Genomic DNA, 11,215 nt, shown 5'->3' with positions numbered 1-11,215 from the left:
AAGCCGAAGCACGCAGGCGCCATTTCAGACGGCGCCTGCGCCTCCAGGTTATGAAGATCTAGGCATGTAGTACTAGGTGGTCTTCGAGGGCTCGGCGCTTTTCGCGGGTGGTCTTGAGGAGGACCGTCCATTCTTCGGTTTCGCCGTATTCGTCCTCGTGCCACCAGGCGGCGGTGATCGGGCCGGCGACCTGGCCGGAGGCCGCCAGCCTCGCCTTGACCGACGAGCGGACGATCAACAGGGCTTCGGCGCGGGTGGCCGTCGCGGTCGTCACGTTCAGGTAGGCGTTCATGGGACGACAGTACGCCGCGCCCCGGAGGCGGCGGGCGCGCCAACCTGGCGCCAACCTCGGGACGGGACGATCCGGAGGACGGCCCCGGGAGCCGGGGCCGGGGCTCCGACCGCACGCTGGGGCGGCCGGAGCCCGCCGGGGAGGAGAGGCGATGCTGGAGCGCGTCGGGCTGACGGCGGCCGCCGCCGAGCTGCTGGACCGGCTGGCGAAGATCCACGGCCCGTTGATGTTCCACCAGTCCGGCGGGTGCTGCGACGGGAGCTCCCCCATGTGCTATCCGCGCGGCGAGTTCCTGACCGGGCCGTCGGACGTGCTGCTCGGGACGGTCGGCGATGGCGTCCCGTTCTGGATGAGTTCGGCGCAGTACGCCTACTGGCGGCACACCCATCTGACGGTCGACGTCGTCCCCGGCCGTGGTTCGGGGTTCTCGGTGGAGGCGCCCGACGGCGTCCGCTTCCTGATCAGGTCGCGGCTGTTCACCGACGCCGAGGCGGAGCTGCTGGAGGCCGAACCGCCCCCGCCTACGGGGTGACCGGTGCGCCGAGCCGGCCGAGCAGCGCGGCGGCCAGCGCGGGAAGCCAGCCGAGCGCGATCCCCCACAGCACGCCGAAGAGCGCGCCGAACAGCCCGTAGGTGAGATGGGCGGAGAGGTCGCCGTAGGCGGCCTGCGCGGTGGCGAGCCCGCGCAGCAGTCCCGCGGCCGCCGAGCCGATCATCCACGCCCACCAGGTGGTGGCGATGGACCGCAGCGGTGTGCGCGGCCGCCGGGCGAGCCGCCAGCACACGGTCGCGACCAGCACGAGCGCCGCGACGGACTCGGCCACCGCGTACGACGTCCCGAGCTCCCCGACCCGCGTGAAGTGGAACACCGCGGGCCCGAGCGGCACCCCGACGGCCGGCGGCACCGCCAGGAACCCGACGTTCGTGGTCGCCCACAACGCCACCGGCCCCAGCCCGAACAGCACCGTCAGCACGGCGGTGCTCCCGGCCGCCGCCCCGGTGATCCAGCTAATGCGAGGAATGCTCATGTCCGTGTAAGGTACCCCACACTCAGGAATCTGAGAAGTCTTCACGTTAGGAGCCGGGATGCGCCGGAGCAGCCGTTTCATGGTCACCGGAGTCCTCGGCGCGGCCGTCGCGCTCGGCGCGTTCACCGTGGACGGCTGGGGCACCGACGCCTCACGCGGCACCGCGCCCCGGTTCGTCACCGACGCCCACGGCCGCTCGCTGATCCTGCACGGGCTCAACACCCAGTCCAGCGCCAAGAGCGCCCCCGACGGCATCCCGACCGCCTACGACGAGAAGTTCATCGAGCTCGAACGCAAGGAGCTCGGCTCCAACCTCGTCCGTTTCCTCCTCCAGTGGCGCAACGTCGAACCGCGGCCGGGCGTCTACGACGACGCCTATCTCGACCGGGTCGCCCAGTGGATCCGGTGGTATGAGAAACGCGGCATCATCGTCCTGCTCGACATGCACCAGGACGTGTACGGGCCGGGCGTCAACGGCAACGGCGCCCCGCTCTGGGCTACCCAAAGCGACGGCCTGCCCGCTCCCGCGACCGATCCGTGGGAGCTCGGCTACCTCCAGCCCGGCACGATGCGCGCGTTCGACCACTTCTGGAACACCACCGGCGAGCATCCCGAGCTCCGCGACCACTACGCCCGGATGTGGGGGCATGTGGCGGCCAGGTTCGCCGCCGACGCGAACGTCGTCGGATACGACCTGATGAACGAGCCGTGGGGCGGCAGCCTGCCCGGCGTGCAGTTCGAACGCGGCCCCCTGTCGGACCTGTACCAGCGGACCACCGAGGAGATCCGGAAGACCGACCGGACCAAGTGGGTGTTCGTCGAACCACGCGCCGTCGGCGTCAACTGGGGCCTGGCCTCCGGGCTACGGCCGATCGACGACCCGGCCGGCAAGATCGGCTACGCGCCGCACCTGTACCCGCTCCCCCTCGACCTGGGCAACGCCTACGTCGGCGCGGACAAGGCGTGGACCGACCGGACCCTGAACGCCTGGCGCGACACGATCACCGACACGGCCCGCCGCCAGAACGCCCCGATCATCCTCGGTGAGTACGGTCTCGACGCCGCCAAGCCCGGCGCGCTCGACCTGGTCGACGCCGTCGCCCGGCTGACCGATCAGATGCACGCGGGCCGCGTCTACTGGTCGTCCGACCCCGACCGGCCCGGCAAGCCCGCCTGGAGCCCGTGGTTCTCCGACCACACCCGCACCGAGCTGGGCCGGCGCCTGGCCGTCCCCTATCCGCGTGCCGTCGCGGGCACCCCCGTCACCAACTCCTACGACCCGGCGACGCGCACCCTGACCCTCGTCTACACGGCCGATCCGAAGATCACCGCGCCGACGGAGTTCTGGCTGCCGTCCGACGCGACGGTCACCGGCGGCACGGGCTCGTGGAACCGCGAGACCGGCCTGCTCGAGGTCAGAGCCGGGACGTCCGGAACCCGGACCATCACGGTCGCACTCCGATAGGAAACGTAGGTTTAACGCGTGAGTCGCCTGCTTTAACTCTGTCCGGAGCAGGGTGTCCACCGTGAAGTTCGACTTCTCCACAGTGGACAGCGGCGCGACGGCGTGGGTGCTGGCCAGCACCGCCCTCGTCCTGATCATGACGCCCGGGGTGGCGTTCCTGTACGGCGGCATGGTCCGCGGCAAGAACGTGCTCAGCACCATGATCCAGAGTTATGTGACGATGGCGGTCGTCAGCGTGGTCTGGGTGCTGGTCTCCTACTCCCTGGCGTTCGGCGGCGGCAACCCCATCATCGGCGATCTGCACTTCGCTGGGCTGCTGAACATGGACGAGCAGGTGCCCGGCTTCGCCGGGGAGTCCTCCCAGGTGATCCCGCCGCTGGCGTTCGCGGCCTTCCAGTGCATGTTCGCGATCATCACGCCCGCGCTCATCACGGGTTCGGCCGCCGAACGCTGGCGCTTCGGGGCGTTCATCCCGTTCATGGTGCTCTGGTCGGTGGTCGTGTACGGACCGGTCGCGCACTGGGTCTTCTCCCCCGACGGCTGGCTGTACAAGGCGGGCGCGCTCGACTTCGCCGGCGGGACGGTCGTGCACTGCAACGCGGGCGCGGCCGGGCTCGCGATGGCGATCGTGCTCGGCCGCAGGATCGGCTGGCCGCGCGCCCACATGCCGCCGCACAATGTGCCGTTCATCCTGCTCGGCGTGGCTCTGCTCTGGTTCGGCTGGTTCGGTTTCAACGCCGGTTCCGCGCTCAGGGCCAACAACCTCGCCGCGTACGCGTTCGTCAACACCAACACCGCGGCGGCGGCCGCCCTGCTGACCTGGGTGCTCGTCGAACGGATCAGGTACGGCAAGCCGACCGCGCTCGGCGCGGCGTCCGGAGCCGTCGCCGGCCTGGTGGCGATCACCCCGTGCGCGGGCTATGTGGATCCGCTGGGCTCGCTCGGCGTCGGCGTGCTGGCCGGTCTCGGCTGCGCTCTGGTCGTCCCGCTGAAGAACCGGCTGCAGATCGACGACTCCCTGGACGTCTGCGGGCTGCACCTGACCGGCGGGCTGATCGGCTCGCTGGCGCTGGGCCTGTTCGCCACCAAGGAGGCCAACCCCGACGGCGTCAACGGCCTGCTTCACGGCGGCGGCGCCCATCAGCTGGTGCTCCAGGCGGCGGCCGTCGGCGCGGTGACGTTCTACTCGTTCTTCGTCACCTACTTCCTCGCGTTGATCCTCGATTTCCTGCCCGCACGGCGGAATCGGGTGTCCGCGCAGGACGAGGCGGTGGGTCTCGACTTCTCGCTGCACGGCGAGACGGCGTATGGCCACGAAGGAACAGTTCGGTAAAGATGCCCAAATAGTGGGTTACACCTATTTTCAACAGTCATACGTACCACCATGCTCCTGAAGTGGACCCCTAACGACCTAGGAGCAACCCCAGTGGCAACCCCCACAGCACGCCGCCTGATCACGGCGGCGAGCCTGCCGTTGGCGATGGCCGCGACCATGGCAGGTCTCCCCGGCACCGCCCAGGCCCTGTCCACGGACGTCGTCATCTCCGCGGTTTACGGCGGCGGAGGCAACTCCGGTGCGGCCTTCAAGAACGACTTCATCGAGCTGGCCAACACCAGTGACAACCCCGTCGACGTGTCCGGCTGGAGCGTCCAGTACGCGTCCGCCGCCGGCGCCGTCTTCTCCATGACCAACCTGACCGGCAGCATCCCGGCGCACGGCCGCTACCTGATCCAGCAGGCCGCGGGCGCGGGCGGCACGCTCGCCCTGCCCACCCCCGACGCCGTCGGCACCATCCCGATGTCGGGCACCTCGGGCGTGGTCGCGCTGGTCACCGCGCAGATCCCCCTGGTCGGCTGCGGCATCTCGTGCGCGGTCGCGCCGAACGTCAAGGACCTCGTCGGCTACGGCGCGACCGCCAACGTCGAGACGACCGCGGCACCCGCGCTCACCAACACCACGGCCGACGCCCGCAGCGGCGCCCTCGTCGACACCGACAACAACGCCGCCGACTTCTCCAGCGGCGTCCCGAAGGCCACCAACTCGGCCGGCACCACCGTCGCCGCGGGCGACAACCCCGGCGGCGGCGGCGACCCGACCCCCGGCAGCGTCCGCATCCACGACATCCAGGGCTCCGGCCGGATCTCGCCGATCGTCGGGCAGAGCGTCACCAACGTCCCCGGCATCGTCACCGCCGTCCGGGTGACGGGCAACTCGCGCGGCTACTGGCTGCAGGACCCCACCGCCGACGCCGACCCGCTCACCTCCGAAGGCATCTTCGTGTACACCGGCACCACCACCCCGACTGTCGCGATCGGCGACTCGGTCGTGGTCACCGGACGCGTCACCGAGTACCGTCCCGCGGCCGGCGCGCAGAGCCTCACCGAGCTCGGCGGCCCCATCAACACCATCAAGGTGAGCGGCGGCAACGCGCTGCCCGCGGCCGTCCCGGTAGCGCTGCCCGACACCTTCACCAAGACCGGCGCGCTCGAGGCGCAGCCGCTCGAGCCCGGCTCGTACACGCTCGACTGGCTCGAAGTGCACGAGGGGATGCGGGTCACGCTCACGACCCCGACCCGGCTGATCAGCCCGTCCAACGACTACGACGAGCTGTGGGTCACCACCAAGCCCGACCAGAACCCGACCCCGCGCGGCGGCTCCGTCTACAAGGGCTACGACGACTCCAACAGCGGCCGGCTGATGATCCTGTCGCTGGTCGGCGCGCCCGCCGCCAACGTCGGCGACGAGCTGGCCGCCGGCACCGTCGGCCCGCTCGACTACCAGTCCTACGGCGGCTACGTCGTCCAGGCGACGGCCCTCGGCGCGATCACCGACAAGGGCCTCAAGCGCCAGAAGGTGGTGCCGGCCAAGAAGAAGAACGACCTGTCGGTCGCGACCTACAACGTGGAGAACCTCGCCGCCACCAACCCGGCGTCGAAGTTCCAGCGGCTCGGCCAGGCCGTCGTCACCAACCTCGGCTCCCCCGACATCCTCGCCCTCGAGGAGATCCAGGACAACAACGGCGCCACCAGCAACGGTGTCGTCGCCGCCGACCAGACCATGGCCAAGTTCGTCCAGGCCATCCAGGCCGCGGGCGGCCCCGCCTACGACTGGCGCTCCATCGACCCCGTCGACGGCGCCGACGGCGGCGAGCCCGGCGGCAACATCCGCCAGGTGTTCCTGTTCAACCCCGAGCGCGTGACCTTCGTCGACCGGGCCGGCGGCACCGCCACCACGTCCGTCGAGGTCGTCCGGGAGCGTCCGACCAGCAACCAGGTGTCCCTGTCGGTGTCGCCTGGCCGGATCAACCCGACCAGCACCGCGTGGTCGTCCAGCCGCAAGCCGCTCGTCGGCGAGTTCCTGTTCGACGGCGACAAGCAGCTCTTCGTGGTCGCGAACCACTTCAACTCCAAGGGCGGCGACTACCCGCTGACCGCGGCCGTCCAGCCGCCGGTCCGCTCCTCTGAGGTGCAGCGCACCCAGCAGGCCGCCGAGGTCAACACGTTCGTCAAGGATCTCGCCGACAAGAGCGCGGGCCGTGCCCGGGTCGTCGTCCTCGGTGACATCAACGACTACCAGTTCAGCCCGGCCGTCCAGACCCTGACGTCCAACGGGACCGTGCTCAAGGCCCTGATCGAGACCCTGCCCGAGAACGAGCGCTACAGCTACGTGTTCGACGGCAACTCCCAGGTCCTGGACCACATCCTGATCAGCCCGGCGATCAAGGGCTACAGCTACGGCGTCGTCCACATCAACGCCGAGTTCTCCGACCAGGCCAGCGACCACGACCCGCAGGTCCTCCGGATCCTCACCGGCTGCGACGTCACCCCGCTCCCGACCCGCTGCCTCCCCGGCAGCCCGGTCGTCGACATCCCCTAACACCCCCCATCACCCAACGAAGGCGCTCACCTCCGGGTGAGCGCCTTCTCGCGTCGCGGGACAGTAAGGCGAACCCCACCCCTGGCAACCGAAGGATGGATACACTCAAGTTTGAGGGTATCGAGTCTGAGTGTTCCAACCTTGGGGGTCTTGTGGATGGGTTCGTCGGCAGGCAGCGAGAGCTCGGCCTACTGAACGGGATGCTGACCCGGGTCGGCCAGGGCGGGCGAGCCGGACGTCCGGGGCGAGCCCTGCTGATGCGGGGCCGTCGACGCGTCGGGAAATCCCGGCTCGTCGAGGAGTTCGTGGAGCGATCCGAGGTTCCGCACGCCTTCTTCACCGCCTCCGCGCAGCCGTCCCTCGCCGTCGACCTCAGGCTGTTCGGCGAGGCCGTCCGGATGTCGGGCCTGCCCGCCGCCGAACTCTTCCCCGACCAGGCACCGCAGAGCTGGGATGCCGCGCTTCGGCTGCTGGCATCCGGACTCCCCGAGGACCGCCCGAGCGTCGTGGTGATCGACGAGATGCCTTATCTGATCGCCAACGACCCCGGGTTCGAGGGAACACTGCAGAAAATCTTCGACCGGGAGCTGTCCCGCAAGCCCGTCCTGCTGATCTGCGTCGGCTCCGATCTGGCGATGATGGAGGCGCTCAACGACTACGGCAGGCCCTTCCACCAGCGCGCCACCGAGATGATCGTCCCCCCGCTCAACCCGGCCGACTCCGCCGAGATGCTCGCCCTGCCCCCGGGGGAGGCCTTCGACGCGCATCTGATCACCGGGGGCCTGCCCCTGATCCTCGACGAGTGGCCTCGTCGCACGAAGGCGGTCGACTATCTCGCCCAAGCCGTCCGGGATCCCACCTCAGCCCTCCTGGTCAGCGGCGAACGCGCTCTGGCCGCCGAGTTCCCACCTGACTCCCAGGCCCGCCAGGTCCTCACCGCGATCGGCTCGGGCGAACGCACCTTCTCGGCCATCGCGCGGGCAGCCGGCGATCTGCCCCAAGCCTCCCTCACTCGGGCACTGAGGCTCCTGACCGACAAGCGCGTCGTGGAGGCCGCACTCCCCCTGTCCACCAAGCCCTCCCGAGAGACCCGCTATTCGATCGCCGACCCGCACCTCCGGTTCTGGCTCGCCTTCCTCGGTCCGCACCTCCCCGAGATCGAACGCGGCCGAGGCGACCTGACGCTCCGCCGCATCATCGGCTCCTGGACGTCGTGGCGCGGCCGCTCCATCGAGCCGGTCATCCGCGAGTCCCTCCGCCGGATGCCCGACTCCCTCCCCGGGGGCACCACGTCGATCGGCGGCTACTGGACCCGCACCAACGACCCGGAGATCGACCTGGTCGGCGCCGACCGCGAACCGATCGCCCAGACGATCACTTTTGTGGGCTCCATCAAATGGAAGGAACGCGGCGAATTCGGCACCCATGACCTCGCCCGCCTCCTCGTCCACCGGTCGCGCCTCCCGGGAGCCACCGACAGGACTCCACTGGTCGCGGTCTCCCGCAACGGCGGCACCGCGCCGGGTGTCCATGCCATCACCCCCGCCGACCTCCTCACGGCCTGGTAGATGCGCGCCAAAGGGCTGCCCGGCACCACCGCGACCGCCGGTCGGGGGGCGGCAAAGGTTCGGCCCTGAGTCGCCCGTTCCCCGGACGGCCCGGGTGGAGCTCTGCTCGGCGGAGGCCATGATCGGGGCGACGTCTGGGGGGACTGTGGTGCAGGGCAGGAAGACAATCGCGCTGGTGGCGGCGTTGGTGGCGGCGGCCGCGGGGTGCGCCGGTGAGGACGTGCGGGCGGCACGCCCGGAGGCGGCGAAGGCCGCGGCGCCCGCGAAACCGGCGGTCCGTCTGATCGGCGACGGCTCCACCGCCGACACCGGGCCGCAGCCGCAGCCGTCCCGGTTCCGCGCCACCCGGCTCAAGCCCGGCGAGACCCCGCCCCAGTTCGTCGTCCTGTCCTGGGACGGTGCGGGCGCGATCGGCGGCCAGATGGCCCGGTTCCGTGCGCTGGCCGCCCGGCACCACGCGTCGATGACCTTCTTCCTGTCGGGCATCTACACCGTCCCGGAGAGCGAACGCCGCCGCTACAAGGGGCCCGGTCACGCACGCGGCGCGTCCGACATCCCGTTCTTCTCGCCCGAGGGCGTCCATGAGACGATCCGCGAAATCGGGCTGGCCTGGCGTGAGGGCCACGAGATCGGCACCCACTTCAACGGCCACTTCTGCGGCAGGACGGGCGTCGCGAGCTGGTCTCCCGCCCAGTGGACGGACGAGATCGAGCAGGCCGTCAAGTTCGTGTCGTCGTGGAAGACCACGACCGGCTTCACCGATCTTCCCCCGCTCCCCTTCGACTACCGCAAGGAACTGATCGGTGCCCGCACTCCCTGCCTGGAGGGACGTTCGGGGCTGCTCCCGGCGGCCCGCGAGCTGGGCTGGCGCTACGACTCCAGCGGCACCGGCACCCAGGTCTGGCCGGCGAAGCAGAAGGGCCTGTGGAACATCCCCCTCCAGTCGATCCCGATGCCGGGCCGCGACTTCGAGGTCCTGTCCATGGACTACAACTTCCTCGCCAACCAGTCCGGCACCGCGCTGAACGCCCCCGCGGGCCGCCACCAGGCGTGGCGCGACCAGACCGAGGAGGCCCTCATCCAGGGTTTCCAGCGCGCCTACTTCGGCAACCGCGCCCCGCTCATCATCGGCAACCACTTCGAGCAGTGGAACGGCGGCATCTACATGGACGCCGTCGAAGCCTTCATGAACCGCGTGGCCCCCCTCACCGACGTCCGCCTCGTCTCCTTCCGCCAGCTCTGCGACTGGCTGGACGCCCAGTCCCCCGCCACCCTCACCCGCCTCCGCACCCTCCAGGTGGGCGAAGAACCCACCCCCGACTGGACCCACTTCCTGACACCTCAAGACAGCTAACGGCCATTCCATACCTTCCGCCACATACGGGTCAGGGGCTGTAGAGCTTGGGGTTGTAGTTGTCGGGGCGGTAGTAGTGCTCGAGGTCGGCCAGGGATTCGGTGACGTTGGGCTGGACGTCCTTGATGAGCTGGGCGTGGGTGGGAAGGGCGTCGGGGGTCCAGGTTTCGGGGGACCAGAGGTCGCTGCGGAGCAGGGCCTTGGCGCAGTGGAAGAAGATCTGGTCGATCTCGACCTCGATGGCGAGGATCGGGCGGTGGCCCTTGACGACCATTTCGGTGAAGTAAGGGGCGTCCCGGACGAGACGGGCGCGGCCGTTGACGCGCAGGGACTCGCGGCGGCCCGGAATCAGGAACAGCAGCCCGACATGCGGGTTGGCCAGGATGTTGAGGTAGCCGTCGGCGCGGCGGTTGCCGGGACGCTCCGGGACCGCCAGCCGACGATCGTCAAGGACCTTGACGAAGCCGGGCGGGTCGCCCTTCGGGGACGCGTCGCAGTTGCCGTCGGCGTCGCTGGTCGAGAGCACCACGAAGGGGGTCAGGGAGATCCACTCGCGGTCCCGCGCATGGAGGGCGACCCGCTCCTTGGCGACCGCACGCGGCATCGGTTCGCCCAGCAGTTCACGTAGCTCTTCCGGGGTGAAGATCTCACTCATGCAACCATCCAACCAGAAAGGGACATTTCCACTATTCTGGGTCGACCTTGGCCTGTGACAGGAGTGAGAACATGGCGGACGTCCGGCCCCTCGGCTCGGGTGACCCGAGGACGATCGGTCCGTACGCGGTCACCGGTGTCCTCGGCGAAGGCGGTCAGGGCACCGTCTACCTGGGCCGCATCGACGACCGGGACGTCGCGGTCAAGCTGCTGCACTCGCGGTTCACCGACGACGACGAGGCGCGCGCCCGGTTCGTCCGGGAGCTGGAGGTGGCCAAGCAGGTCGCCCGGTTCTGCACCGCCCAGGTCCTGGACGCCGACCTCGACGGCGACCGCCCGTACATCGTCTCGGAGTACGTCAACGGGGTGTCGCTGCAGGAGTCGGTCGAGAAGGAGGGCCCGCGCAGCGAGGCCGCCCTCGAACGGCTCGCGATCTCCACCCTGACGGCCCTGGCCGCGATCCACCAGGCCGGGATCATCCACCGCGACTTCAAGCCGCACAACGTGCTGATCGCCGACGACGGCCCCCGGGTGATCGACTTCGGGATCGCGCGCGCCCTGAACGTCACCTCGCACAGCCACAACGTGGGCACCCCGGCCTACATGTCGCCGGAGCAGCTCAACGGGCAGCAGCTCACCGCCGCCAGCGACCTGTTCTCGTGGGCCGCCGCGATGGTCTTCGCCGCGACGGGCACCCCGCCGTTCGGCAACGACGAGATCGGCGCGGTACTCTACCGGATCGCCCATCTCGATCCGGAGATCGGCGAGCTGCCGTCGCCGCTCAGCGAGGTCGTCGCCGCCTGCCTGGCGAAGGAGCCGGCCGACCGGCCGACCGCCGCCGAAGCCCAGTCGATGCTGATGGGCGGCACCCGCGCCGACGTCCCCGCCTCCATGGGCTACACGCTCGGCCGCACCGGCCAGGACGGCCCCCTCGACGCCGACGGCGCGCCCTCGCACGCCGCCTACGCCGACGCCTA

Annotated in this window: 10 protein-coding genes; 7 read left to right on the top strand and 3 right to left on the bottom strand. The window is 70.1% G+C overall.

Annotation, left to right across the window (positions count from 1 at the left end):
- Positions 1-58 precede the first annotated feature (58 nt).
- On the bottom strand, positions 59-292 hold the full coding sequence (gene cutA, locus ACYVE7_RS19475; protein ID WP_460366378.1) for a divalent cation tolerance protein CutA: 234 nt from the start codon (positions 290-292) through the stop codon (positions 59-61).
- A gap of 151 nt (positions 293-443) precedes the next feature.
- Here cutA and ACYVE7_RS19470 point away from each other — a divergent pair, with 151 nt between their 5' ends.
- Entirely contained in the window at positions 444-824 is a 381-nt protein-coding gene (locus ACYVE7_RS19470; protein WP_460366377.1) for a DUF779 domain-containing protein, read from the top strand.
- Here ACYVE7_RS19470 and ACYVE7_RS19465 read toward each other — a convergent pair.
- Positions 814-1,320: a hypothetical protein gene (locus tag ACYVE7_RS19465; RefSeq protein ID WP_460366376.1), complete on the bottom strand. Its 507-nt coding sequence runs from the start codon at positions 1,318-1,320 to the stop codon at positions 814-816. The two genes, ACYVE7_RS19470 and ACYVE7_RS19465, sit on opposite strands and share 11 nt — an antisense overlap.
- A 58-nt stretch (positions 1,321-1,378) precedes the next feature.
- Between ACYVE7_RS19465 and ACYVE7_RS19460 the strand changes: the two genes are divergently transcribed.
- The 5 genes from ACYVE7_RS19460 (at position 1,379) to ACYVE7_RS19440 (ending at position 9,584) form a co-directional block, all read left to right on the top strand.
- Complete coding sequence (locus ACYVE7_RS19460; RefSeq protein ID WP_460366375.1) at positions 1,379-2,785, top strand: cellulase family glycosylhydrolase; 1,407 nt, start codon at positions 1,379-1,381, stop codon at positions 2,783-2,785.
- A gap of 61 nt (positions 2,786-2,846) precedes the next feature.
- A complete protein-coding gene (locus ACYVE7_RS19455; RefSeq protein ID WP_460366374.1) occupies positions 2,847-4,118 on the top strand; it encodes an ammonium transporter in 1,272 nt (423 codons plus the stop codon).
- Between the two features lie 93 nt (positions 4,119-4,211).
- A complete protein-coding gene (locus tag ACYVE7_RS19450; RefSeq protein WP_460366373.1) occupies positions 4,212-6,662 on the top strand; it encodes a lamin tail domain-containing protein in 2,451 nt (816 codons plus the stop codon).
- A gap of 200 nt (positions 6,663-6,862) precedes the next feature.
- A complete protein-coding gene (locus tag ACYVE7_RS19445) occupies positions 6,863-8,230 on the top strand; it encodes an ATP-binding protein (RefSeq protein WP_460366372.1) in 1,368 nt (455 codons plus the stop codon).
- 175 nt (positions 8,231-8,405) lie between these two features.
- Positions 8,406-9,584, top strand: coding sequence for a polysaccharide deacetylase family protein (locus ACYVE7_RS19440; RefSeq protein WP_460366371.1), 1,179 nt, complete (start codon positions 8,406-8,408; stop codon positions 9,582-9,584).
- 31 nt (positions 9,585-9,615) lie between these two features.
- Here the strand turns inward: ACYVE7_RS19440 and ACYVE7_RS19435 are convergent, their stop codons facing one another.
- Positions 9,616-10,239, bottom strand: coding sequence for a pyridoxamine 5'-phosphate oxidase family protein (locus tag ACYVE7_RS19435; RefSeq protein ID WP_460366370.1), 624 nt, complete (start codon positions 10,237-10,239; stop codon positions 9,616-9,618).
- A gap of 71 nt (positions 10,240-10,310) precedes the next feature.
- Between ACYVE7_RS19435 and ACYVE7_RS19430 the strand changes: the two genes are divergently transcribed.
- On the top strand, positions 10,311-11,215 hold a 905-nt coding region (locus ACYVE7_RS19430), incomplete at its 3' end, for a serine/threonine-protein kinase (protein WP_460366369.1).

The sequence above is a fragment of the Actinocorallia lasiicapitis genome, from assembly GCF_054778695.1.
This window is presented reverse-complemented; position numbering and strand designations above follow the sequence as displayed.

Coding starts and splice junctions, on each gene's coding strand:
- ACYVE7_RS19445 (WP_460366372.1), top strand. CDS start 6,863: ATGCTGACCCGGGTCGGCCAGGGCGGGCGAGCCGGACGTCCGGGGCGA.
- ACYVE7_RS19465 (WP_460366376.1), bottom strand. CDS start 1,320: ATGAGCATTCCTCGCATTAGCTGGATCACCGGGGCGGCGGCCGGGAGC.
- ACYVE7_RS19435 (WP_460366370.1), bottom strand. CDS start 10,239: ATGAGTGAGATCTTCACCCCGGAAGAGCTACGTGAACTGCTGGGCGAA.
- cutA (WP_460366378.1), bottom strand. CDS start 292: ATGAACGCCTACCTGAACGTGACGACCGCGACGGCCACCCGCGCCGAA.
- ACYVE7_RS19470 (WP_460366377.1), top strand. CDS start 444: ATGCTGGAGCGCGTCGGGCTGACGGCGGCCGCCGCCGAGCTGCTGGAC.
- ACYVE7_RS19460 (WP_460366375.1), top strand. CDS start 1,379: ATGCGCCGGAGCAGCCGTTTCATGGTCACCGGAGTCCTCGGCGCGGCC.